Here is a 23,294-nt window from a genome sequence, read left to right on the forward strand (position 1 = left end):
GATCAGCGTGGTCACGCACCACCTCGTGAGTTCCGTGGGTTTGCGACATCCGCGACCGTAAAGCTGAGCGGCTTGCCCGTCTCCAGGAAGGCCGACAACTCGGCTTCATACGGCGCGGGATCGAGCCCACGCGCGGCGAGCCATTGTGGCTCATAGTAGGTCTGACGGTAGCGCTCGCCGGAATCGCAGATCAGCGTGACCAGCGAACCCGTCTCACCCGCGTTACGCATCTCGTTGGCGAGCCGGCACAGCGCCAGGAAATTGGTTCCGGTTGAGCCGCCGACCGCACGGCGCAGCCGGCGCGTCAGCAAATTCATCGCCGCGATCGTCGCGGCGTCCGGGATCTTCATCATGCGGTCGACGAGCCCGGCACGAAGGATGGCTCGCAACGCGGACGGCCGACGCCTTCGATCAGCGAGGGCCGCTCGCAGGTCTGCGTGCGATCCTGGGTCCGGAAGCACTCGAAGAAGGCGGAATGCTCGACGTCGGCGACGCAGAGTCGCGTTTGGTATTGCCGATAGCGCAGATAGCGCCCGATGGTTGCCGAGGTGCCACCGGTGCCGGCGCCCATCACGATCCAGTCCGGCACCGGGCGTGGCTCGCCCTTGAGCTGGGTGAAGATCGACTCGGCGATGTTGTTGTTGCCGCGCCAGTCGGTGGCGCGCTCGGCAAAGGTGAACTGGTCCATGTAGTGGCCGTTCAGGCGCGCGGCGAGCGCGGCGGCCTCCGCATAAAGCGCGCGGCCGTCGTCGATCAGATGGCAGTTGCCGCCATAATGCTCGATCGCGGCGATCTTCTCCGCCGAGGTCGTGCGCGGCATCACCGCATAAAAGGGTACGCCGATCATCTGCGCGAAATAGGCTTCCGAGACCGCCGTCGATCCCGATGACGCCTCGATCACTGGCGTACCTTCGCCGATGTGACCGTTGCAGAGCGCGTAGAGGAACAGCGAACGCGCGAGGCGATGCTTCAGGCTGCCGGTCGGATGGGTCGATTCATCCTTCAGATAGATGTCGATGCCGGCGAGCGCCGGCATGATGAGGCGGATCAGGTGGGTATCCGCCGAGCGGCACTGATCGGCCTCGATCGCCGCAACGGCCTCGTCCACCCAGCCGCGCCTGTAGGCCGGTCCGACCGGGTTTTGGTGGCGGAAAGGGACTGGCTCCATCGGCATGGCAAAAATCTCTCATAATTCTTCTTGCGCATCAAGAAATATTGTTCATGCTATATCCGAATAATGCAAGCGCGCTGCCCATGAACAATGAAATTATCGACATCCGGCTCTTGGAGGCCTTCGCGGCGGTGATGTCGGCCGGCAGCATCACCGGCGCGGCGCGGTTGCTCGGCCGCTCGCAGCCGGTCGTGACGCGCCAGATCCAGGACCTCGAGGCCGATGTCGGCTACCTCCTGTTCTCCCGCAACGGTCCGCGCATCAGCCCGACGCCGAAGGGCGTGCTGTTTCATGCCGAGGTCGAACGGCTCCTGATGGGCCTGAAACACATCCGCCAGCGCGCCAACGCGATCGGCGCCGGTGCGTTGCCTGTACTGAGTCTCGCGGCGATCCCGGCGCTGGCCGCGGGCTTCGTCCCGGCCGCGCTTGCCGCGCTGGAGCGCGAGCTGCTGCCGGGGCAGGTCCATGTGCAGGCGCTCTCGGCTGAGAACGTCGTGCAGTCGGTGCTGTCGCAATCGGTGGATTTCGGGCTCGCCAGCCTGCCGGTCCAGCATCCCGGCCTCGACGTGCAATGGGTCTGTGAGGTGCCGTGCGTCGCTTGCCTGGCGATGGATCATCCGCTCGCGAAGAAGAAGGTGATCCGGCTCAAGGATCTCGGCGGCGCCCGTCTGCTGACGATGGCCAATCCCTACCGTCTGCGCCGCCGGGTGGACGAGGCGCTGGAACGCGAGGCCGTGCTGCCTGCGGAGGTCATCGACACCAATTCCTCGATGACCGCGATCGCGATGGCCAAGCAGTCGCTCGGTGTCGCCATCGTCGAGCCGGTGCTGACGTCGAGCCTTCCGGTGGAAGGCGTCGTCACCCGGCGCTTGGATGTCGTTATTCCCTTCCTGTTTGCCGCGCTCTCGCCGACCGGACGCGAGCTGACGCCGACGGTCGTCTCCCTCAACGACGCACTACGCGCGGCGGTGGCGCTGATGCCCGGCGCGAAGCTGCACAGCGGCGCGGCCGCAAGCCTCGAGCCCGATGAGGCGGCCGGCGAATTCGAGAAAGCCAATTCATGACGATGATGACGCCAAACGCGGCCGGCCTTGCGGCGCTCGAAGAACGACTCAAGCAGGACCTTTCGTGGCTGGAACTGCCGGCCAAATCCTGGGTGCCACGTCGCGTCGTGAACGGTGAGGCCACCGTCGACGTCGTGATCGTCGGTGCCGGCATGGCGGGCCTCGTTGCATCGGCCATGTTGAAGCGGCTTGGCGTCGACAACCATTTGGTGCTCGACCGTGCGCGCGCCGGCGAGGAGGGACCGTGGGTCACGTTCGCGCGGATGCGCACGCTGCGCTCGCCAAAGGAGCTGACCGGCCCCGCGATGGGAATGCCGGCGCTGACCTTCCGCGCGTTCTATGAAGCGCAATACGGCCGCGACGCCTGGAGGACGCTCGACCGCGCGCCGCGCACGATGTGGATGGATTATCTCGTCTGGTACCGCAAGGTGCTCAACCTGCCGATCCGCAACGAGGTGACGGTCGAGCGCATCCGCGCGCGTGCCGACGAGCTGTTCGAGCTTGATGTCGGCGAAGGTGGCGCGCCGCGAAAGATCCTGGCCCGCCATGTCGTGCTGGCGACGGGACGCGACGGTCTCGGCGGCGCCTACGTGCCGCCGCTGGCGAACAGCATCGACCGACGCTTCTGGGCGCATTCCTCCGATACGATCGACTTCGAAAAGCTGCGGGGCAGGCGTGTCGCCGTGGTCGGCGCGGGCGCATCCGCGATGGACAATGCGGCGGTCGCGCTGGAGAGCGGCGCCGCGCGGCTCGATCTCTTCATTCGGCGCGCGGATATTCCGCGCATCAACAAGTTCACGGGCATTGGCAGCCAGGGCGTCGTACACGGCTTTGCAGGCCTGTCCGACGCGTGGAAATGGCGCTTCCTCGATCACACGCTGAAGGCGCAGACGCCACCACCGCGCCAGAGCGTGCTGCGCGTCTCCGCCTATCCGCATGCGCATTTCCACCTGGCAAGTCCGATCGATGATCTCGTCATTGAGGGCGACCACCTTGTCGTGACGACGCCGAAGGGGCGCTATGAGACCGACTTCATGATCTTCGGCACCGGCTTCAAGGTCGACCTCGCGTTACGGCCTGAGCTTAGGGAGTTCGCACCGCATATCCGCTTCTGGCGCGATCGCTGCCCGACGCCTGTGGGCATGGACAATGCCGAGCTGGAAGGCTCGCCCGATCTCGGCGACGTCTTCCAATTTCAGGAGAGGGTAGCCGGCGCCTGTCCAATGCTGTCGCGGCTCTACTGTTTCAACTATCCGGCGACGCTCAGCCACGGCAAGCTCTCGGGCGACATCCCCGCGATCAGCGAAGGCGCCGACCGGCTCGCACGCGGCATCGTCCGTCGCCTCTTTGTCGAGGATCGCGAGATCCACTTCGCCAATCTCAAGGCGTTCGCCACGGCCGAAATTCTCGGCGACGAATGGATCGACGCCGACGCCACCCACCAACCCGCCGAGTAACCCAGCAACCGGACAGGCAAGCGCGAGATGCAGACGAACAAAAAAGCCATCGTGGCAGCGATCGCCGGCAATGCGATGGAATGGTACGACTTCACGGTGTTCGCGCTGATGACGCCGGTCATCAAGAACCTGTTCTTTCCGGTCGACCCGAAAGTCCCGGGCAGCGAGATCAACGCGCTGCTGCTCACCACCGCGCTGTTCGGCACCGGCTTCTTCATGCGGCCGGTCGGCGGTCTCGTGCTCGGCTATTTCGGCGATCGCAAGGGGCGGAAGGCGGCGATGACGCTCGGCATGGGCATCATGGCGCTCTCGGTCGCGCTACTAGCGTTGACGCCAACCTATGCGACGGCCGGTATCGCCGCGCCGTTGATCGTGCTGCTGGCGCGGCTGCTGCAGGGTTTTTCCGTCGGGGGTGAGTTCGGCACCTCGACCGCCTATCTGATCGAGGCGGCTCCTGCCGGCCGCACCGGCTTCTACGGCTCCTGGCAGATCGCAGGCCAGCTCATGGCGAACGTGCTGGGCGCAGTGCTCGGTGCCATCCTCACGCTGACGTTCACGCAGCAGCAGCTCGCGGCCGGCGCCTGGCGCATTCCGTTCTTCGTCGGCCTCGTCATCGTTCCGATCCTGCTCTACATGCGCGCCAAGGTCGTCGAGCCCGAAGCCTCCCGGCGCAACATGGCGGCCGTGCACAAGGAGCACTTCATCGCCGCCCTGAAACATCCCGGCCGCAATTTCCTGATTGGCATGGGCATGGTGGTCGCGAGCGCCGTCTCGTTCTACGTCACGTTCGGCTACACCGTCACCTATGCCAAGGAGGTGCTGAAGCTGCCGTTGATGCAGAGCTTTCTGGTGCAGATGATCGCGGCGATCGTGATGGTGGTCGTCGTCCCCATCGCTGGCGCCGTGTCCGACCGCTATCCGCGCAAGCCGCTGCTGCTCGCCTCGCTCACCGGCTATTTCGTCTCGCTCTATCCGCTCTATGCCTGGGTGATCTCCGAGCCGTCGATCGCAAAGCTCCTGGTTGCCCAGGTCGTGATTGGCTTCTTCAGTGCGTTCTTCCTCGGCGTCTACTGCACCACGCTGGTCGAGCTGTTTCCGATCCGCGTCCGTTCGACCGCGCTTGCGATCGTCAACAATGTCGCGGTGCTGATCTTCGGCGGCTTCGCCCAGTTCTTCGTGACCTGGCTGATCGCGCTCACCGGCTCTCCGCTCGCGCCGATCTTCTACGTCATGATCGGCGTCGGCCTCGGCCTGATCTCGGTGATCGCGATGCGGCCCGAGGACAGCGAGCGGGGCGTGGCCGTGGCGGAGCGCGTCGCCGAACAGGTCTCGTGACGCCGCGCGCCGCTCAAAGCGCGATGAGATGAGGATCTCATCGCGCTCCGGATCATGCTCTAGAACTCCAGCGGTGCGTTGTCGACGACCTCCTTCATCACGAAGAAGGTGCGGGTCTGGCGCGCGCCCGGTAGCGCGATGAGCTGCTCGGCGTGGATGCGGTTGAAGTCCTCCATGTCGCCGACCCGGATTTTCAGGAAATAGTCGAAATCGCCGGCGACGAGGTGGCAGTCGAGCACGCATTTCAGCTTCGCCACCGCCTGCTCGAAGAGCGCAAAGCTTTCCGGCGTCGAGCGGTCGAGCACGACGCCGACCATCACCAGCGTGCCCTTGGCCACCTTCTTCGGCGCGACCATCGCGCGCACCGAGGCGATAAAGCCGTCCTCGAACAGGCGCTGGGTGCGGCGATGACAGGTGGCGGGACTGATGGCAGCCGTTTCGGCCAGCTCCGCATTGCTGAGCCGGCCGTTATTCTGCAGCAATCGCAATATCTTAAGGTCGGTGCGATCGAGTCTTCCGGACATGGAAGATAATTCCGTTTTTGAGATATATTATGAGAGAAAAGATATCATCATGCGGCTGCAGTGCAAGACTCGGTGAAAGTCTAGCGCAATATTCGAGAGCACATTTCATCTGAGGAGTGATAGTTCCTCCCTTCAGTTCAACGCCAGATCGGGATGATTTCGCATGAAGCTGGAAAAATTCGAGCGCTATCCACTGACCTTCGGGCCGACCCCCATCGAGAAACTGGAGCGGCTGTCGAAGCATCTCGGCGGCAATGTCGAGATCTATGCCAAGCGTGAGGACTGCAATTCCGGTCTTGCCTATGGCGGCAACAAGCTGCGCAAGCTCGAATACATCATTCCCGATGCCATTGCCTCGAATGCCGACACGCTGGTGTCGATCGGCGGCGTGCAGTCCAACCACACCCGCATGGTCGCCGCTGTCGCGGCCAAGATCGGCATGAAGTGCCGCCTGGTGCAGGAAGCCTGGGTGCCGCACGAGGACGCCGTGTACGACCGCGTCGGCAACATCCTGCTGTCGCGCGTGATGGGCGCTGATGTACGTCTCGTCGAGGACGGCTTTGACATCGGCATCCGCAAGAGCTGGGAGCAGGCGATCGATGAAGTGAAGGCCGCGGGCGGCAAGCCCTACGCGATTCCGGCCGGCGCCTCCGTGCACAAATATGGCGGCCTCGGCTATGTCGGCTTCGCCGAAGAGGTGCGCAAGCAGGAGCAGGACCTCGGCTTCAAGTTCGACTACATCGTCGTCTGCACCGTCACCGGCTCGACCCATGCGGGCATGCTGGTTGGATTCGCCGCGGACGGCCGTGCGCGAAAAGTGATCGGTATCGACGCCTCCTTCACCCCTAGCCAGACCAAGGCACAGGTTCTTTCGATCGCGCAGAACACGGCAAAACTCGTCGAACTCGGCAAGGAGATCGTCGAAGACGACGTCGTGCTGGTCGAGGACTACGCCTATCCGACCTATGGCGTGCCGTCGGAAGAGACCAAGGAAGCCATCCGCCTCACCGCGCGTCTCGAAGGCATGATTACCGACCCCGTCTACGAGGGCAAGTCGATGCAGGGCCTGATCGACCTCACCAAGAAGGGCTATTTCGAGAAGGGCGCGAAGATCCTCTACGCCCACCTCGGCGGTGCGCCCGCGCTCAACGGCTACGCCTACGCGTTCCGCAACGGCTGAGGTCGGCCCGGATCGCGCCCTCCTGCCGGTGTCGTCCCGGCGAAGGCCGGGACCCATCAGGCAGTGGTTTGGCGAAGACTCTGGGTTGCCAGCTCGCGCAACTCCGCCCTGTGGTCATCGCGACGAGCGCAAGCGCTCGCGCGGGGATCCCGGATCAGCGCTCCGCTTCGCTGCGCTTGTCCGGGATGACAGCGGAAATATGGCGCGCTCTATCGCGTCCTGACCAGCCGCAGCAGCTCCTCGCCGTAATGCTCGAGCTTCTTGTCGCCGATGCCGGCCACGTTGCGCAGCTCGTCCAGCGTCGTGGGCCAGGCGCGCACGATGCCGTCGATCGTTGCATCATGCAGCACGACATAGGCGGGCACGCCGCGCTCGCGGGCGACCTCGGAGCGCCAGGCGCGCAGGCGTGCGCGCAATTCGGGATCAACGTCGCCCTGTGGCGCGCTAGCGGCGGGTGCAAGGTCGCCGCGGCGGGATTTTGCGCGGCTGGCGCGAATGCGCGAGCCAGGGGCTTCCTCGCGTAGCCAGACTTCCGTCTCGCCGCGCAAGACGCCGCGTGAGGACTCCGTCAGCTTCAGCGCGCCGAAAGCCTCGCTGTCGCTCTGCAGGTGCCCCATCGCCACCAATTGCCGCAGCACCGTGCGCCACTGCTTCTCGTTGAGCTCGCGGCCGATGCCGAACACCGACAGCTTGTCGTGGCCGAACTGCGTCACCTTCTCGGTCAAACGTCCCACCAACACGTCGATCAGGTGCATGGCGCCGAAGCGCTGTCCGGTGCGATAGACGCAGGACAAGAGCTTCTGCGCCAGCACCTTGCCGTCGCGCATTTGCGGCGGTGTCAGGCAGTTGTCGCAATTGCCGCAACTCTCCGCCGTAACCGTCTCGCCAAAATAGGCAAGCAGCCGCCTGCGGCGGCAATGCGCCGTCTCGGCAAGCCCAACCAGCGCGTCGAGCTTGCCGATCGATGCCCGCTTGAACGCGTCGGAAGCGGCGGACTCGTCGATCATCCGGCGCTGCTGCACGATGTCGGAGAGGCCGTAGGCCATCCAGGCGGCGGACGGATTGCCGTCGCGGCCGGCGCGCCCCGTCTCCTGGTAATAGGCCTCAATGCTCTTGGGCAGGTCGAGATGCGCGACGAAGCGCACGTCCGGCTTGTCGATGCCCATGCCGAAGGCGATGGTCGCGACGATGACGATGCCGTCTTCGTTCAGGAAACGATCCTGGTTGCGCGAGCGTACGCTGCCGTCGAGCCCGGCATGATAGGGCAGCGCCGGAATGCCGGCATCGCTCAAGGCGGCAGCGACCTCCTCGACCCGGTTGCGCGACAGGCAATAGACGATGCCCGCATCGCCGGCATGGCGCTCCCTGATGAACTCCTTCAGTTGCGCCACGGAATTGCGCTTATCGACTATCTCGTAGCGGATGTTCGGCCGGTCGAAGCTGGAGACGAATTGCGGCGCGTCCGCGAGTTGCAGCCGTTCGACGATCTCCTTGCGCGTCAACTCGTCGGCGGTGGCGGTGAGCGCGATCCGCGGCACGTCGGGAAAGCGCTCGGCGACGACCGAGAGCGCGACATATTCAGGACGAAAATCATGGCCCCATTGCGAGACGCAGTGCGCCTCGTCGATCGCAAACAGCGCGACCCTGGCCTGCGCCAGCATCGACAGGCAGCGCGGCGTGACCAGCCGTTCGGGCGCGACATAGAGCAGGTCGAGATCTCCGGCGATCAGGCGCCGCTCGACCTCGGAGGCCTCTTGCGGCGTCAGCGAGGAGTTCAGCGCGGCCGCGTTGACGCCGGATTCGATCAGGCCCGCGACCTGGTCGCGCATCAGCGCGATCAAAGGCGACACCACGATGCCGCAGCCTTCGCGCAACAGTGACGGCAACTGGTAACACAGCGACTTGCCGCCACCGGTCGGCATCAGCACCAGGCAATTGCCGCCTGCTGTCACATGCCTGATAATCTCGCCTTGCGCACCGCGGAAACCGGAGAGCCCGAACACCGAATGCAGCACCGACAGCGCGTCGCGGCCCTCGGCTGGCGCGGTCTGCGGGGCGGTGGAGGGGGCGGACATGGGCGTGTCGGTCCGGGCCGTGAGATTCGGTCAACGGCAGTGGCATGGCGAGGCGGCGGTGGCAAGGGTGTTTGCGCGGAACGGACGCTCTTCTCCTCTCCCCCTGTGGGAGAGGTGCCAAGCGAAGCTCGGCGGGTGAGGGGTTTCTCTCCGCGCGTGGATCTGGCGCAATGTGATGCGCGGAGAGCCCCCCTCATCCGGCGCTTCGCGCCACCTTCTTCCGCAAGGGGAGAAGGGAAGAAGTGTGCTACGCCCCAATTCGGCGTAGGGCTTCAGCGACCGTCACGATCGGAACGTCGCGCTTCTGCGCCGCCTTCAACGCGTGGTGCAACAGCGACGGCGTGCAGCCATAGGGGCTCGGCCGATTGACGACGTCGTGGCCGTAGAAGATCAGCCAGCCGCCGCTGGCCAGGGCCTCGTCCAGATAGCGATCGACGCCGCCGACATCGATATCCTTGTCGACCAGGGGAGACGAGCGCAGGAACTGCAGGTCGATGACGTCGCGATTGACGCCGGGAAGGATCCCGCGTGCTGAGCGGAAGCTCTTGGTGAGCTGCGGCTTGCGCCAGATCGAGGCGAGACCATACGGATAGGCAAAGTTCTCGAGCTTGATCGTCGGATCGAGCGCGTGAAAATAGTTACGGTTCAGCTCAATCTCGCGCGCCAGCGTGGCCTCGTCGAGATCCACCGCGCGGCGATGCGAGAAGGTGTGGCAAGCGATCTCGTGGCCGCGATCATGAAGCCGCAGGATGGCGTCGTTGGACAGCCCGAGCCAGTGATCGGACTTCTGGCCAATTTGGCTGCCGGCCAGATAGAAGGTCGCGCGGCCGCCATACTCTTCCAGCATGGGGGCGCCACGGCTCGCGGCGCTGTCGGGAGCATCATCGAAGGTGAAGCTGACCATCGGCGCGTGGGTCGGCAGCCGATGCGGCATCACGGCAAAATGCCGAGCCAGCCGATTGCTTACGCGTCCGTTGATTGCCGACCACACCAGGTTGTTTCCCTGTATTTCCCAAACGGGCGGTAGCAATGAACCATCCGCCCTTGGCCGAACGCAAGTTGTACAAGTCGTTATGCCTAACGAGGAAACCACCCCGCCCTTCAGCGCAGAGACAGCGGTGCGGCGGCATCCTCGGCGAGAAAATCGAGCCAGTTCCTGAAAAGCACGGCAGCAGCGCTGCCGGCGGCGATATCGCCGCGCAAATTCAGCGCAGGCAGTTCGCTCGCCATTGCCGGATGACGCTGATGCCTAGCGCGCTTTTCGAAGCGGCTGAGCTTCTCCTCGGTCGCCGCGTCGAAATAACTCGTGGGTAGCGCTGGATAGGCCTCGCGCTCGCGCGCGAGGAAACGGCCGATATCGCGCAGATATTCACGCTGCAGCGACAACGCGTCATACTCGGGATGGCCCTGGAAGAACACGAACCGGCTGGCATACTGCCGGGCGAAAACGTCAACGCCCGCCTTTGCCGAGCGTGTCAGCACCTGGTAACCATGCTTGGTGAGGTCGGCTTCCGCGACCTCATTCAGTCGCGAGTGCGAGACTTTGAGATGCGCCGGCGCGGCACGCGTGAGCGGATCGTTCGCGATCGTCTCGCAGTCGAAAATGCCGTGGCATTTGACGGCAAGCGGCCGCCGCACGATCCGGTCGAGATGCAACACCGCTGCATGCGCGGCAAGGCACGACCAGATCGCCGAGCGCGTATTGGTCCGCGCCCAGTCGATGATGTCGGTGAGATCGCGCCAATAGGGCTCCTGGTCGAGATCGGGCGCGACCGGCTCGGCGCCGGTCACGATCAACCCATCGAATCTTTGCCGCGTCAGATCGGAGAGATCGGAATATTCGCTCTCGACATGCCAGCGCGCCTCCGGCGAACGCTTGACCGAGGGCAGCGAGAAACGCTGGAAGCGGATACGGCGCCCGCGCCCGGCGGCTTGCAACAGCTTCATGAACTGTCGCTCGGTCGCCTTCAGTGCCGGATCCGGCATGTTGTTGATCAGCCCGATGGTGATCTCGCGGCCGTCACCGCGCGCGTCCTCCAGCGCCGGCACCAGGGCCGGGCTCAAAATACCTTGATCCTTGTCGATCAAGATGGTCATCGGCGCTGCCGTCTACTCCGCAGCTTGAAGCCGTTTCGACGGGCAGGCCTTTGCCAGCGCTTGGTCGATGTCTTCGATGATGTCGGCGATATGCTCGATGCCGATCGAGAGGCGGATCGTCTCCGGCAGCACGCCGGCGGCACGCTGCTGCTCCGCTGACATCTGGCGGTGCGTGGTCGAGGCCGGATGACAGGCGAGTGATTTTGCATCGCCGATGTTGACGAGTCGCGTGATCAGCTTCAGCGCGTCATAGAACGCCTTGCCGGCCTCCATGCCGCCCTTGATACCGAAGGTGAACAGGGACGAGCCGTTGCCGGCGAGATATTTCTGCACCAGTGCGTAATATGGGCTGTCCGGGAAGCCGGCATAGTTGACCCAGGCTACGCGCGGATCAGCGCGCAGGAATTCCGCGACCTTGCGTGCGTTCTCGACGTGGCGCTCCATGCGCAGCGCCACGGTCTCGATACCCTGGAGTAGCAGAAAGGCGTTGAAGGGCGACAGCACCGAACCCATGGTGCGCTGATAGATGCTGCGCGCGCGCTCGATGAAGGCGGTCTTGCCGAATCGCTCGGCATAGACGAGTCCGTGATAGGACGCGTCGGGCGTGTTGAAGGCCGGGAAACGTGCGGCGCGCTGCGCCCAGGGAAAACTTCCGGAATCGACGATCGCGCCACCGAGCGTGGTGCCGTGGCCGCCCAGAAATTTCGTCAGCGAATGCACGGAGATGTCGGCGCCGTAGTCGAACGGCTTGAGCAGGATCGGCGTCGCCACCGTGTTGTCGACGATCAGCGGCACGCCATGGGCATGTGCGATCTTCGCCAGCGCCTCGATGTCGCAGACATTGCCGGCAGGATTGCCGATGGTCTCGGCGAACACCGCGCGCGTGCTCTCGTCGATCAGGCGCGCGAGCGCTTCGGGCTTATCGCTCTCAGCGAAGCGGCCCGTGATGCCCTGGCGCGGCAGGATGTGGGAGAGCAAGGTATGCGTGGTGCCGTAGAGCTGCGGTACGGAAACGATGTTGCCGCCATGATCGGCGATGTTGACGAAGGCGAAATGCAGCGCCGCCTGTCCGGTTGCGACCGCAAGCGCGCCGACGCCGCCTTCGAGCTCGCTGATGCGCTTCTCCAGCACCGCGGTGGTCGGATTGGCGATACGGCTGTAGCGATAACCTTCCGCTTCGAGATTGAAGAGAGCTGCGCCATGATCGGCGCTGTCGAACGCATAGGCCGCAGTCTGGTAGATCGGCACGGCGACCGCATGCGTGGTCGCTTCTGGTTCGTAGCCGGCGTGAATAGCGATCGTTTCGTTGCGCATCGTCCACCTTCGCGTCCAGCGGGTCGCACTTTTGGGCACGTCAGTGGATGTGCGTTATCCGCCGTCCTCGTGTTAGAGGCGGGTGGTAAAGCGGGCAATAATTCGTCTAGAGATCGACGAAGTAACCCTAACGATTGATGCCGAATTAGCTAAAATTTGAATCAGGTTGCCGGCGCAGTCTGCGAACGCTCCTTCGTCACTTCGAGACCGCCCGCCGGACCTGTTCGCCGATCTGCGAGAGCACGAGCTGCGCCTGCGGCAGGATCGCGCCCATGGCGTGGAAATTGTGAACCATGCCATCGTGGCAGACATGCTCGACGACGACGCCGGCCGCCAGCAGCTTGCGCGCGTAGGCGTTGCCTTCGTCGCGCATCGGGTCGAACTCGGCGGTGTGGATGATCGCCGGTGGCAAACCGGCCAGTCGCGTCGCGCGGAGCGGCGAGATGCGCGGATCGGCGGCGTCGGTCCCGTCCGGCAGATAATCGGCGAGATCGGCGTCGATCGTGACGCGATCGATCAGGTGATTCTCGGCGAAGGCCTCGCGCGAGGGCGAGGTCTCCTCGAAATCGAGCACCGGGCAGATCAGGCATTGCGCGACGATGGAGAGCCCGGCGTTCTGCGTCGCCTCCTGGCACACGACGGCGGCAAGCGTTGCGCCGGCGGAATCACCGCCGATCACCAGCCGCTCGGCGTCGATGCCGAGGAGCGAAGCGTTTCGCGCCACCCATTCGGTCGCCGCGATCGCGTCGTCGATCGCGGCAGGAAATTTGTGCTCGGGCGCGAGGCGGTAGTCGACCGATACCAGGCGGCAACCGGTCACGTGCGCGATGCCGGCGGCGATGCGGTCATGGGTCTGGATGCTGCCGGCGACGAGCCCGCCGCCATGGAAGAACATGAAGCCCGGAGCTCGCGGTGCCGCGTTCTCCGGCGCATAGAGACGGTAGGCCAGCTCACCGCCGGGGCCGGGCAGCGTGCCGTCGGACGTCGCAACGCCAGGAGCCTCCGCGCGCGCAAACTGCATCAGCTTCGCCAGCGACTGCCGCCGTCCCTCGACGCTCGGGCGAGCGCGCGCCGCCGGCCCGGCCGCGGCCATCATGGTCAACAAGCGCTTCGCAAGGGGATCGAGCGGCATGGGGCGTTCTCTCGGGATCGCTGCCTTGAATCTGTGGATCAGCAATCCAGAATCGAGCCCCGTCGGTCAAGTTCCAAGCAGGAAATCCTTTAGGAATTCGGCCAATAGTGACGCATATTGCGGCATCACGGTAAGGGGAGGCTGGCTAATGGCCGAGAGCACAAAATCCATCGAATACTCGGCGAGCTGGACTTTCTTTGAAGGCAAGTGGCACGAAGGCAACGTACCGATCATGGGACCGCGCACGCATGGCGCCTGGCTCGGCTCGGTCGTGTTCGACGGAGCCCGCGCGTTCGAAGGCGTTGCGCCCGATCTCGATCGCCACGTCGCCCGTGCCAATCAATCCGCGATCAATTTTGGCCTCAAGCCAGTCGTCGAGACCGCCACATGGATGACGCTCGCGCACGAAGGCATTGCGCGCTTTGCGCCGAAGGCCGAGCTCTACATTCGTCCGATGTACTGGGCGCAGAACGGCTCGGGTGGCGGCGTGCTGTTCGACCCTGAAACCACCAACTGGTGCCTCTGCATCTACGAGGCGCCGATGCCGAAGCTGGTCGGCAACGCGATCACGCTGTCGCCCTTCCGAAGGCCGACGGCGGAATGCGCGCCGGTCGAGGCGAAGGCGGCCTGCCTCTATCCGAACAACTCGCGCGCGCTCGCGGAGGCGGCCTCCCGCGGCTTCCAGAACGCCCTGATGCTCGACATGCTCGGCAATGTCGCGGAGTTCGGCAATTCCAACGTGTTCATGGCGAAAGACGGCGTGGTCTTCACGCCGGCGCCGAACGGCACCTTTTTGAACGGCATCACGCGCCAGCGCGTGATCGGCCTGCTGCGTGCCGACGGCGTCACCGTGATCGAGAAGACCTTGCGCTATGCCGATTTCGTCGCCGCCGACGAGATCTTCTCGAGCGGCAATTTCGCCAAGGTCGCCCCCGTCATCCGCATCGACGACCGCGAGCTGAAGCCGGGCCCGTTCTACACCAAAGCGCGCAAGCTCTATTGGGACTTCGCGCATGCCGTGAAGCTCGCGGCGTAGGATTCTCTGCGCTCACATGACGATCGGGCGCGAGCTCGCCTTGCTCTCCGCTGTCATCGCCCGGCCTTGCCGCCTCCGCTAAAGCCTCGGCGAGCCGAGTTCGCAAGCCTCGTCGGAGCCTTGGCGGAGACGGGACAGGGCGATCCAGTATTCCAGAGGCTGTGACGAATACGGAGAAGCCGCGGCGTACTGGATGCCCCGCCTTCGCGTGGCATGACCGACGCTATTGGCTGCGCCTCCGAAAGCGGCTGAACTGAAACGCCTGCGTCGAATCCCAGGGCGTACGGTGGACGTCGTGACGCGTCTCCAGCAGCGCGAAATCCGGGCCGAGCTCTGCGGCGAGACTGTTGCCGTCGTGGCGTTGTACGGGCAGGCCGCTGCATTTCTCGGGACCGTCGAGCGCGAAGGTGCCGATGATGACGTGACCGCCCTCGCGCACTGCCGATCGCAGGCGATCGATATACGCCGCCCGATCGGTGGGCTCGGTCAGGAAATGGAACGCGGCTCGGTCGTGCCAGACGTCGTATGAGCGTGCCGGCCGCCATGTCGTGACGTCGGCAACGATCCAGTCGATATCAGCGGCGGCAGCGCCGATCCGCGTCTTTGCGGCGTCCAGCGCATGGGCGGAGATATCGAGCACCGCAATGGAGCGATAGCCCTCCCGCAACAGCGTATCAACGAGCCGCGATGCGCCGCCGCCGACATCGATGATGGCGGCACCATGGCCTGGACTCGCTGCGCGGATCATTTGAAGCGAGATCGCCGGGCTCTCCTGGAACCAGCTCACTTCGGTCTCGCCCTTGGTCGTGTAGACCTTTTCCCAATGCGTGCTGCGCTCGGACATGACGGCGGCTCCCGTGATCGCGAGAGCTTACCACGTCGGTCGTGCCATTGCCCCGTGAATGCACGAACTCGCCACACACCCCGCCGTCATCGCCCGAAGCTTGACCGGGCGATCCAGTACTCCGAGGCGCCTGTGATTGAACCGCGACAACGCGGCGTACTTGATGCCCCGGGTCAAGCCGGGGCATGACAATGGAGAGCGAGGCCAGGCTTGCGGTCTCTTGCCGCCCGCTGCGGCCTACGGCCCGTACAGCACGAGCTCCGTATCCGTGAGATCGGCCAGTTGCGGCTGGTGCGGGCCCTTGAAGTATTTGCGGCCGCGCCGCTCGGTATAGACGCCGGTGAGGCCGGGTATCGGGCCGTTGGAATCGACGATGACCGAGATCTTGCCGAGCCGCAGCAGCAGGCGGCCGATGCGACCGGCGCAGGTGACGAATTCGGTGATGCTGCGGCAATAGATCAGCTGCATCGCAGGCGGCGCGATCCAGCCGCGGCGGATGCGCACCGGTTGCAGGATGAAAGGGAATACACCCTTCGGCGTGCGGACCACAAGGCTCAGGCAGTTGTAGCGCGCGTGCCGGGTCAAAAGCTCGGTCTCGACCTCGTCGAGGCCCTCGATCTGCTTGGCGTGCGACGCGATCACCTCGATCCTGGTCCAGCGCGGCACGCGCGACAGCACCGGCACCGAGAAGAACAGGCCGCGGCAATAGGCCCTGAATCCCTGGGTCTCGATGATCGGCCAGGTCCACACCGCCGGGCTGATGTTGAGGTAGGTCACGTCCTTGTGCCGCTGCGCGATCTTGGTCAGTAGCGGCGCGTAGTTACGGAACGCCGGCTCGACATACCAGCTCGACAGGTTGCAATGGATGGCGATGGCCTCGCCATCCTTGCGCGCCGTGTAGATCAGAAGCAGCACGCCGACCGGCATGCCGTCATTGTCGAGCATGTAACCGAAGCGCGGGTAGCCCTCGGGCACGGGCCGGAAGGCCTGCCTGCGCAGGCCCTGGATCCAATAGTCGCGCGTGCGGCCGACGAAGCCGCGCGTCAAGAGGTCCGCGATGGCGTCGACATCGGACTCCGTGATCTCGCGGCATCGGACCTTGGTATGGATCACGCTCGTCTTGCCCGTGGAAATGATCGGCCTCGTCGCTTAGCGCCAGCCTTCGACATGGACGTCAGTCGTCACATGCGGCGACAGGCCCAGGATGTCCCGCACCTTGGCGGGCCAGGCGGCAAGATCGGTGCCGTGGGTGTGGAACATCGCGACAGCGAGGCGATCCATGCCGAAGGCGACGCAGCCCGTGTGGGCGGGCTCGCCGTGGGCGTCCTGGATGCCCCAGGTCGTGCCAAAGTGCTCGCGATGATAGTTGAAGCTCATGCAGGCCGTCGGCTGCTCTTCCGAGCGCAGCGGAATGAGCAGCTCGAACTTGAGCTGCTGCTGCTTCTGGCTCACGGCCTTCATCTGGCCGACGCGGCCGAAGAAGGGATCACTGGCATAGTCGACCCGAAAGGTGAGACCGAGATCGCGGGCGATTGCCTGCGCGCGCACCATCCAGCGCTCGCGGAAATCGGCGACGTCGTCGGGGCTGCCGATGCAGACATATTCGCGCATCCGGAACGACTGCAGCCGGTCGAGATGACGCGACGGCTCGCGGCGGAAGCAGTCTGCGGCGACGTCGAAGCGCAGGCCGCCCTTCGGCAGCTGCCCGCGGCTCGCCGCGATCGGATAGACGGGATAGCAGGCTGCCGGCGACAGCACGAGATCGGCGGGCGACAGCGACGTGGTCCAGTCGCCGCCGGCATCGAAGCGGCTCACGGCGGCGTTGATTTCGCGCTCGGTGCCATGCAGGCCGCAGACGCAGCCGAGCAGGTTCGGGAAGCTCTTGAGGTAGCCGGATTTTTCCAGCTGCGCCCGGCTCATCACCGGCGGAAAGCGCATCACCTCGGTGCCGGCCTCACGGTGCCGCGTGATCAGCGCGGCGAGCCGCTCCACGACATCCTCATAGAGCGCGGTGCGAGCGTAGACGCCGTCCGAACCCATGCGGTGGAACAGCACGTCGGTGAGATGGTCGAGCGGATCGATGGCTTGCGGCGCGGTGTCGGGCGAGGTCGGGAGAACGGCAACGTTCATGGCCAAAACTTCCTGTTATCTGCAATTCTTCTTGTTGGTCGCGTAGGTTCGTCGAAGGCTCGTTAGTCGCGAAGGCTTATCAGTCCCTAAGGCTTGCCGGCACGCCGCTCATCAAGGTCGAGGTCGCAGCATTGGCGAGGATGCGGTCATTGTTGATCATGATCGGCGCGGACAGTACGTCGCGCAGGTGGCGGCCCATGGTGAAGTCGCCGTCGTTGCGATAGCCGGCAAGGCCGGTCGTGCGCATCGCGTGCATCACGGTCTCGACCGCAAGCTCGGAGGCCTGCACCTTGAGGAGCGTGATCGAGGACTGGACGTCGAGCGAGCCGAGCGCGCGCTCGTCATGCTCATGATGGGCGAAGGTGTCGATATTGGAGGCGATCAGCGCGCGGAGTTTTGCCAGCGACATCTTCGCGGCGGTGAAATGGGCGGCCGCCGGTGGCATCTGCCCGCCGGAGGCCCGCGCCGCCTTGCGAACGAATGCCTGCGCGCGCGTCACGGCGGCAGCGGCAACGCCGGCCCAGGCCGACGACCAGCACAGATGTGCAAACGGCGTCATCGTCTGCGCGTGGATCTTGTCGTAGGATTCCGGGAAGACGCGGTCCGCGGGGCAGTCGACCCTCAGCTCGAAGCCGGTCGAGCAGGTGCCGCGCATGCCGAGTGTTTCCCAGCCGAGCGTCCGCTTCAGCGAATAGTCATCCTTGGCGAGCGCCAGCAGCACCTGGTCGGAGGCGACAGCATCGCTCGTGCGGCGCGCGATGGTGACGAGGCCGTCGGCCTCGGCGCCGTAGGAGATCACGGTGGCATCGCGCGTCAACGCGATCATGTCGCCTTCATGATCGACCGCGGCCGCGCTCGCGCGGATGTTGCCGCCGTTCTGGCCTTCGGTGGTGGAGGAAGCGAGCAGCCACTGGTCGCGGCCGACCCGGCGCATCATGGTTTCCATCCAGGGAATGCCGTGGCCGTGCCGGATTACGCAGGCGACCTTGGTGGTATGCATCGCATAGATCATTGCGGTCGAAGCGCAGGCGCGCCCGAGCGTGTAGCAGATGTCGGTGACGTCGTAGATCGAGGCACCGAAGCCGCCGAATTCGACCGGGATCATCACGCCGAGCAGTTTCTGCTCGCGCGCGGCGTCGAATGCCTTGTGGGGAAAGCGGCCGTCGCGATCGACGCCCTCGGCTTCGCCGGCCGCCACCGTCGCCACGCGCGCGGCGCGCTCGACCAGAGAAGGGCTGTGCTCGAGAAAGCTTGCCTGGGCATCGTCGACAGGTTGAAGGGCCGCTTCGCGCACGTTCATGATGGTCCGCCTCCGATTCGTCGTTCGAGATCGGTACGGTCACGCCATGCCGATCATCCGACCATGTTTGCTTGGCCCAGAGGCTTACGGATTTAATTCAAATTCGTCGACGAAATTGAAGGTAAACAAGGCTTAATTCGGAACGAGCAGTTAAGGCTTGGTTTTTCGCAGCCCCCTACTTTTCGTGAACGCGTTAGTGATCAGAGGAAGCACGAGTTTTAGTCAATCTGAGTCATCGTTTACTAAGAAACGGGAGTTAAGAGTCGCGCCCGTTGCAGGATCGGCCCGTCATGCCCATCGTAGACGGTGGTCCGGACCTTATCAGAGTGGGATATTGCAGATGCAGGCGTTCGATACCGATGTGCGGGATCGCATCATCAAGCTGGTGAAGGGCATCCTCGAACAGAATTCGCTTGCTACGAACCTCACGCCGAGCGCGCGCCTCGTCGATGTCGGCCTGACCTCGATGGACATGGTCAACCTGATGCTCGGCGTGGAAGCCGAGTTCGACTTCACCATCCCGCAATCCGAAATCACGCCGGAGAATTTCCAGTCGGTCGATACGCTCGAGCGGATGGTGGCGAGCCAGTTGCAGCCGGCGACCGCGGCGTAGCCGCCCCCACGGGGTCGTCCTGGCGAAAGCCAGGACTCATAACCCCAGGGAGCAGTTTGACGAAGACAAGTCGTTCGGAACTGCCACCATCAACTATCGATAGATTCCGCGGTATAGGTCCTGGTTTTCGCCAGGACGACATCGAATGTGTGGCGAGCGCCCACGCTAGCTTGCAACGTCACTACCCCCACCATCCCCGTTCCAAATCCGTCCCAAAACTGGCATAGCTTAACCACGTTGCACATCGCGGACGGGGTGAAGCAGGCATGGCGCAGGCGGTATTGGGCATCATCGGCGGCTCCGGCATCTACGACCTGCCGGGGCTCGAGGGCGCGCACGAAGAGGTGATCAGCAGTCCCTGGGGCGAGCCGTCGGCGCCGGTCAGGCGCGGCACCATCGCCGGTCTGCCGATCGTGTTCCTGCCGCGGCATGACAAGGGCCACCGCCTGTCGCCCTCCGACATCAACTATCGCGCCAATATCGACGTCCTGAAGCGCGCCGGCGTCACCGATCTGGTGTCGCTCTCGGCTTGCGGTTCCTTCAAGGAGGAACTGCCGCCCGGCACCTTCGTGCTGATCGATCAGTTCGTCGACCGCACCCACAAGCGCGAGAGCTCGTTCTTCGGCAAGGGCTGCGTCGCGCATGTGTCGATGGCGCATCCGGTCTCACCGCGGCTGCGTATCCATCTCGCAGCCGCGGCCGAAGCCGAAGGCATCGCAATTGCGCGCGGCGGCACCTATGTCTGCATGGAGGGGCCGCAATTCTCGACGCTTGCGGAAAGCATGACCAACAAGACGCTGGGCTATTCCGTGATCGGCATGACCAACATGCCCGAGGCCAAGCTCGCCCGTGAGGCGGAGATCTGCTACGCCACGGTCGCCATGGTGACGGACTTCGATTGCTGGCATCCGGATCACGACGCCGTCACCGTGCAGGATATCATCCGTGTGCTGACCTCGAACGCGGACAAGGCCAAGGCGCTGGTGGCGCGTCTGGCAAAGGATTTTCCGCGCGAGCACCAGCCGTGTCCAATCGGCTCGGACCGCGCGCTCGATACGGCGCTGATCACCGCGCCCGAGGCACGCGATCCCGAGCTTTTGAAGAAGCTCGATGCCGTGGCGGGGCGCTTGCTCCGCGCGTAGGACGAAAGGCAGAACGCCATGAAGGTCGACGGCAAGCATTACCGCAGCATCTGGCGCGAGCGCGACGGCTGGTCGGTCGGAGCCATCGACCAGCGCCGGCTGCCGCACGAATTCGTCATCGCTCGTCTCACCACGAGCGAGGAGGCGGCTGACGCGATCCGGACCATGCTGGTGCGCGGTGCGCCGCTGATCGGCGCCACGGCCGCGTTCGGCGTGGCGCTCGCCATGCGCGAGGACGGTTCCGACGCCGCCTTGAAGCGCGCCTACGAGACGCTGGTGGTGGCGCGGCCCACGGCCATCAATCTCAAATGGGCACTCGACGAGATGCGTGCGACGCTGGCGCCGATCGACCGCCTGGAGCGCGCCGAAGCGGCTTACGCGCGGGCCGACGAGATCCTGGAGCAGGATGTCGAGATCAACCGGGGCATCGCCCGCAACGGTCTGGAGCTGATCGAGACGATCGCCGCGAAGAAAAAGCCGGGCGAAACCATCAACGTGCTGACCCATTGCAATGCCGGCTGGCTTGCCACCGTCGACTGGGGCACCGCGACGGCGCCGATCTATCTGGCGCATGACCGCGGCCTCAAGATCCATGTCTGGGTCGACGAGACGCGGCCGCGCAACCAGGGCGCCTCGCTCACCGCCTGGGAGCTCGGCCATCACGGCGTGCCGCACACCGTGATCCCAGACAACACTGGCGGTCATCTGATGCAGCACGGCATGGTGGATCTCGCCATCGTCGGTACCGATCGCGTCGCGGCCAATGGTGACGTCTGCAACAAGATCGGCACTTACCTGAAGGCGCTCGCTGCACACGACAACAACGTGCCGTTCTATGTCGCACTGCCCTCGCCCACGATCGATTTCGCGGTCAATGACGGCATCCGCGACATCCCGATCGAGCAGCGCAACGGCGTGGAGGTCACCGACATGACCGGCCGCACCGCCGACGGGCGGCTCGAGACGGTGCGGATCGTGCCCGAGGGCTCGCCGGTCGCCAACTACGCCTTCGATGTGACGCCGGCGCGGCTGGTGACGGGCTTGATCACCGAGCGCGGCGTGCTCAAGCCCGATCGCGCCTCGCTCGCGGCCGCGTTTCCTGAGCGGATGGCCGCGGAAGCGGAGTAGCTCTGGTCTCTCGGTGGGCAAAGGCGCATCGCGCCGTGCCCCACCACTTTTCTTGATGTCATTGAAAGTGGTGGGCACGCTTCGCTTTGCCCACCCTACGGTTCGTCGATGCGGCTAACCGAGTTTCAGCCCCGTTGCTGCCTCGAGCTCGGCGATCGCCTGCGCGCCGCTCACGACCTTGATCGTCGTCATTCCCATCTCGCGGGCGGGCTTCAGGTTGACGCCGAGATCGTCAAGGTAGACGCAGTGCGCGGGATCGACCTCTAGCGCCTCGACCATCATCCGGTAGATGCGAGGATCCGGCTTGCGCAGACCGATTTTGGCGGACTCGATGACGTGGTCGAACAGCACCATCACGTCGGCGACGTAGAGCGAGCGGCCAGTCATGCTGCCGATCGCGTTGGCCGGCAGATTATTGGTGATGCAGCCGGTCTTGAACTTAGTCTTGATGCGCTTCAGCGCCTCGACCATCTCGGGGCGCAGATCGCCCTGCAACAGCGGCAGCACGTCGCGGCCGCGCACCTCCGCGCCGAGCGCAAGTGATTCCGCGGCGAACAGCTGGTCAAATGTTTCGATGTCGACCTCGGCGCGCTCGAACTTCGCCCAGGCGTTTTCCAGATGATTGGCGGCATTGGTGCGGCGGATGATGTCGGCAGGTAGGCCGCGCTCCTGTTCGAAGCGCGTGAAGGCCTCGAAGGGCGAGCTCGTCAACACGCCGCCAAAGTCAAAGATCACAGCCCCGATCGCCACTGTCCTACCCTCGTCGATATCAGGTGAAAACCGCTAGCACGCTGCTGCCACAACGGCCAGCATGAAGGATCTCTTCCAGAAGGCGCTTCTAAGGGGTCTCTTGGCTAATGACGCCCCAGCGGCTACCACACTCGCCCATGAACAAGACGTCCATCCTGCTCGCCGCGACGGCGATGCTCTTCACCGTGCCGGCGCAGGCCATCGTCGGCGGCGGTACGCCGCAGTCCGAAGGCGTCGCACGCTCCATCGTCACGATCGTCGGATCGCGTGGCAATTTCTGCACCGGCAGTCTGATCGCAACGAGGCTGGTGCTCACCGCCGCACACTGCGTGCAGCCCGGAGCGGAATACAAGATCCTCGACTATGGCGCCGACGGCAAGCCGCAATTGCAGAACGTGCGCGCGGTCGCGATCCATCCAAGCTTCAACATGCAGGCCATGCAGTCGCATCGCGCGACCGCCGATGTGGCGTTGCTGCAACTCGAAATTCCGCTCAAAGGAAAATCGACATCCCAGATGGGCGCGCCGCAAATTCCGATCGTGATCGGCAGTCGCTTCACCATCGCTGGTGTCGGTGTCACGGTGCCTGGCGATGGCAAGAGCAGTGGCGTGACGCGCGTTGCTGGCCTTGTCGTGACCGGCCAGCCCGGTACCTTGCAAATGAGGCTCGTGGACCCCGTAACCAACGGCGTTCGCGCCGGAATCGGCGCCTGTACTGGCGATTCCGGCGGTCCCGCATTCGAGGACAAGCTGAGCGGTCCGGTCGTCGTCGGAGTCATCAGCTGGTCGACGGGGCCGAATGGCAGCGCGGGCTGCGGCGGTATGACCGGTGTCACGCCGCTCACGCTCTACCGCGACTGGATTCTGCAGACAGCGCGGAGCTGGGGTGCGGCGCTGTGATTTGATTGCGATTTGATCTATGTCATTTTGAAGCGGGAGCGCGGTGGGCGACCATGATCCCGTCGCGGAGGAAACGCGTCGCCTGATCAAGGGCGACCTCAAA

The 23,294-nt window shown here is 64.5% G+C and carries 20 protein-coding genes and 1 pseudogene; 9 read left to right on the forward strand and 12 right to left on the reverse strand.

Annotated elements, in window-relative coordinates; genetic code table 11:
* Positions 1 to 11: 11 nt before the first annotated feature.
* Positions 12 to 1,168, reverse strand: a pseudogene (locus tag SO140_RS00440) (PLP-dependent cysteine synthase family protein).
* Between the two features lie 86 nt (positions 1,169 to 1,254).
* On the opposite strand from SO140_RS00440, the gene SO140_RS00445 reads away from it, so the two are divergent.
* Genes SO140_RS00445 through SO140_RS00455 form a run of 3 tightly spaced genes read left to right on the forward strand, consistent with a single transcriptional unit; the run spans position 1,255 to position 5,027 of the window.
* Positions 1,255 to 2,235, forward strand: coding sequence for a LysR family transcriptional regulator (locus SO140_RS00445; protein WP_449379798.1), 981 nt, complete (start codon positions 1,255 to 1,257; stop codon positions 2,233 to 2,235).
* Complete coding sequence (locus tag SO140_RS00450; RefSeq protein ID WP_449379799.1) at positions 2,232 to 3,692, forward strand: NAD(P)-binding domain-containing protein; 1,461 nt, start codon at positions 2,232 to 2,234, stop codon at positions 3,690 to 3,692. Before SO140_RS00445 ends, SO140_RS00450 begins: the two co-directional genes overlap by 4 nt.
* A 27-nt stretch (positions 3,693 to 3,719) precedes the next feature.
* On the forward strand, positions 3,720 to 5,027 hold the full coding sequence (locus SO140_RS00455) for a citrate-proton symporter (protein ID WP_449379800.1): 1,308 nt from the start codon (positions 3,720 to 3,722) through the stop codon (positions 5,025 to 5,027).
* A gap of 59 nt (positions 5,028 to 5,086) precedes the next feature.
* On the opposite strand, the gene SO140_RS00460 is transcribed toward SO140_RS00455, so the two are convergent.
* A complete protein-coding gene (locus SO140_RS00460; RefSeq protein WP_449379801.1) occupies positions 5,087 to 5,551 on the reverse strand; it encodes an Lrp/AsnC family transcriptional regulator in 465 nt (154 codons plus the stop codon).
* 163 nt (positions 5,552 to 5,714) lie between these two features.
* Here SO140_RS00460 and SO140_RS00465 point away from each other — a divergent pair, with 163 nt between their 5' ends.
* Positions 5,715 to 6,731 carry a 1-aminocyclopropane-1-carboxylate deaminase gene (locus SO140_RS00465; protein ID WP_449379802.1) on the forward strand — a complete coding sequence of 339 codons (1,017 nt, stop codon included), beginning with the start codon at positions 5,715 to 5,717 and terminating at the stop codon, positions 6,729 to 6,731.
* A 209-nt stretch (positions 6,732 to 6,940) separates the two neighbouring features.
* Here SO140_RS00465 and recQ read toward each other — a convergent pair whose 3' ends face one another.
* The 5 genes from recQ to SO140_RS00490 all read right to left on the reverse strand — a co-directional run bounded on the left by recQ (position 6,941) and on the right by SO140_RS00490 (position 13,349).
* Positions 6,941 to 8,806: a DNA helicase RecQ gene (recQ, locus tag SO140_RS00470; protein WP_449379803.1), complete on the reverse strand. Its 1,866-nt coding sequence runs from the start codon at positions 8,804 to 8,806 to the stop codon at positions 6,941 to 6,943.
* A 247-nt stretch (positions 8,807 to 9,053) separates the two neighbouring features.
* Positions 9,054 to 9,797, reverse strand: coding sequence for a polysaccharide deacetylase family protein (locus SO140_RS00475; protein WP_449379804.1), 744 nt, complete (start codon positions 9,795 to 9,797; stop codon positions 9,054 to 9,056).
* A gap of 110 nt (positions 9,798 to 9,907) precedes the next feature.
* Complete coding sequence (metA, locus tag SO140_RS00480) at positions 9,908 to 10,903, reverse strand: homoserine O-succinyltransferase MetA (RefSeq protein ID WP_449379805.1); 996 nt, start codon at positions 10,901 to 10,903, stop codon at positions 9,908 to 9,910.
* A 12-nt stretch (positions 10,904 to 10,915) separates the two neighbouring features.
* On the reverse strand, positions 10,916 to 12,217 hold the full coding sequence (locus SO140_RS00485) for an O-acetylhomoserine aminocarboxypropyltransferase/cysteine synthase family protein (RefSeq protein ID WP_449379806.1): 1,302 nt from the start codon (positions 12,215 to 12,217) through the stop codon (positions 10,916 to 10,918).
* A 196-nt stretch (positions 12,218 to 12,413) separates the two neighbouring features.
* Positions 12,414 to 13,349: an alpha/beta hydrolase gene (locus tag SO140_RS00490; protein WP_449379807.1), complete on the reverse strand. Its 936-nt coding sequence runs from the start codon at positions 13,347 to 13,349 to the stop codon at positions 12,414 to 12,416.
* Positions 13,350 to 13,497: 148 nt separating this feature from the next.
* Between SO140_RS00490 and SO140_RS00495 the strand changes: the two genes are divergently transcribed.
* Positions 13,498 to 14,385: a branched-chain amino acid aminotransferase gene (locus tag SO140_RS00495; protein ID WP_449379808.1), complete on the forward strand. Its 888-nt coding sequence runs from the start codon at positions 13,498 to 13,500 to the stop codon at positions 14,383 to 14,385.
* A 223-nt stretch (positions 14,386 to 14,608) separates the two neighbouring features.
* Here the strand turns inward: SO140_RS00495 and SO140_RS00500 are convergent, their stop codons facing one another.
* The 4 genes from SO140_RS00500 to SO140_RS00515 form a co-directional block, all read right to left on the reverse strand.
* On the reverse strand, positions 14,609 to 15,229 hold the full coding sequence (locus SO140_RS00500) for a class I SAM-dependent methyltransferase (protein ID WP_449379809.1): 621 nt from the start codon (positions 15,227 to 15,229) through the stop codon (positions 14,609 to 14,611).
* Between the two features lie 237 nt (positions 15,230 to 15,466).
* Positions 15,467 to 16,342 (reverse strand): acyl-CoA acyltransferase, encoded by an 876-nt coding sequence (locus SO140_RS00505; RefSeq protein WP_449379810.1) that lies wholly within the window; start codon positions 16,340 to 16,342, stop codon positions 15,467 to 15,469.
* Between the two features lie 36 nt (positions 16,343 to 16,378).
* Positions 16,379 to 17,359 (reverse strand): amino acid--[acyl-carrier-protein] ligase, encoded by a 981-nt coding sequence (locus SO140_RS00510; RefSeq protein WP_449379811.1) that lies wholly within the window; start codon positions 17,357 to 17,359, stop codon positions 16,379 to 16,381.
* Between the two features lie 79 nt (positions 17,360 to 17,438).
* A complete protein-coding gene (locus SO140_RS00515; RefSeq protein WP_449379812.1) occupies positions 17,439 to 18,659 on the reverse strand; it encodes an acyl-CoA dehydrogenase family protein in 1,221 nt (406 codons plus the stop codon).
* Positions 18,660 to 18,999: 340 nt separating this feature from the next.
* On the opposite strand from SO140_RS00515, the gene SO140_RS00520 reads away from it, so the two are divergent.
* From SO140_RS00520 to mtnA, 3 genes are all read left to right on the forward strand, one after another.
* Entirely contained in the window at positions 19,000 to 19,272 is a 273-nt protein-coding gene (locus SO140_RS00520) for a phosphopantetheine-binding protein (protein ID WP_449379813.1), read from the forward strand.
* 266 nt (positions 19,273 to 19,538) lie between these two features.
* Positions 19,539 to 20,414, forward strand: a complete 876-nt coding sequence (locus SO140_RS00525; protein WP_449379814.1) for an S-methyl-5'-thioadenosine phosphorylase — start codon at positions 19,539 to 19,541, stop codon at positions 20,412 to 20,414.
* 18 nt (positions 20,415 to 20,432) lie between these two features.
* Positions 20,433 to 21,542 carry an S-methyl-5-thioribose-1-phosphate isomerase gene (gene mtnA / locus SO140_RS00530; protein WP_449379815.1) on the forward strand — a complete coding sequence of 370 codons (1,110 nt, stop codon included), beginning with the start codon at positions 20,433 to 20,435 and terminating at the stop codon, positions 21,540 to 21,542.
* A gap of 114 nt (positions 21,543 to 21,656) precedes the next feature.
* On the opposite strand, the gene SO140_RS00535 is transcribed toward mtnA, so the two are convergent.
* Positions 21,657 to 22,292, reverse strand: coding sequence for an HAD-IA family hydrolase (locus SO140_RS00535; protein WP_449379816.1), 636 nt, complete (start codon positions 22,290 to 22,292; stop codon positions 21,657 to 21,659).
* 137 nt (positions 22,293 to 22,429) lie between these two features.
* Here SO140_RS00535 and SO140_RS00540 point away from each other — a divergent pair, with 137 nt between their 5' ends.
* Entirely contained in the window at positions 22,430 to 23,191 is a 762-nt protein-coding gene (locus SO140_RS00540) for a S1 family peptidase (RefSeq protein WP_474798603.1), read from the forward strand.
* The last annotated feature ends 103 nt before the right edge of the window (positions 23,192 to 23,294 follow it).

The organism is Bradyrhizobium sp. UFLA05-108 (genome assembly GCF_059803455.1).

Bases quoted from the DNA above. Each gene is read 5' to 3' on its own strand.
- SO140_RS00445 (WP_449379798.1), top strand. From the start codon at position 1,255: ATGAACAATGAAATTATCGACATCCGGCTCTTGGAGGCCTTCGCGGCG.
- SO140_RS00450 (WP_449379799.1), top strand. From the start codon at position 2,232: ATGACGATGATGACGCCAAACGCGGCCGGCCTTGCGGCGCTCGAAGAA.
- SO140_RS00455 (WP_449379800.1), top strand. From the start codon at position 3,720: ATGCAGACGAACAAAAAAGCCATCGTGGCAGCGATCGCCGGCAATGCG.
- SO140_RS00460 (WP_449379801.1), bottom strand. From the start codon at position 5,551: ATGTCCGGAAGACTCGATCGCACCGACCTTAAGATATTGCGATTGCTG.
- SO140_RS00465 (WP_449379802.1), top strand. From the start codon at position 5,715: ATGAAGCTGGAAAAATTCGAGCGCTATCCACTGACCTTCGGGCCGACC.
- recQ (WP_449379803.1), bottom strand. From the start codon at position 8,806: ATGTCCGCCCCCTCCACCGCCCCGCAGACCGCGCCAGCCGAGGGCCGC.
- metA (WP_449379805.1), bottom strand. From the start codon at position 10,903: ATGACCATCTTGATCGACAAGGATCAAGGTATTTTGAGCCCGGCCCTG.
- SO140_RS00485 (WP_449379806.1), bottom strand. From the start codon at position 12,217: ATGCGCAACGAAACGATCGCTATTCACGCCGGCTACGAACCAGAAGCG.
- SO140_RS00490 (WP_449379807.1), bottom strand. From the start codon at position 13,349: ATGCCGCTCGATCCCCTTGCGAAGCGCTTGTTGACCATGATGGCCGCG.
- SO140_RS00495 (WP_449379808.1), top strand. From the start codon at position 13,498: ATGGCCGAGAGCACAAAATCCATCGAATACTCGGCGAGCTGGACTTTC.
- SO140_RS00500 (WP_449379809.1), bottom strand. From the start codon at position 15,229: ATGTCCGAGCGCAGCACGCATTGGGAAAAGGTCTACACGACCAAGGGC.
- SO140_RS00510 (WP_449379811.1), bottom strand. From the start codon at position 17,359: ATGAACGTTGCCGTTCTCCCGACCTCGCCCGACACCGCGCCGCAAGCC.
- SO140_RS00515 (WP_449379812.1), bottom strand. From the start codon at position 18,659: ATGAACGTGCGCGAAGCGGCCCTTCAACCTGTCGACGATGCCCAGGCA.
- SO140_RS00520 (WP_449379813.1), top strand. From the start codon at position 19,000: ATGCAGGCGTTCGATACCGATGTGCGGGATCGCATCATCAAGCTGGTG.
- SO140_RS00525 (WP_449379814.1), top strand. From the start codon at position 19,539: ATGGCGCAGGCGGTATTGGGCATCATCGGCGGCTCCGGCATCTACGAC.
- mtnA (WP_449379815.1), top strand. From the start codon at position 20,433: ATGAAGGTCGACGGCAAGCATTACCGCAGCATCTGGCGCGAGCGCGAC.
- SO140_RS00540 (WP_474798603.1), top strand. From the start codon at position 22,430: ATGAACAAGACGTCCATCCTGCTCGCCGCGACGGCGATGCTCTTCACC.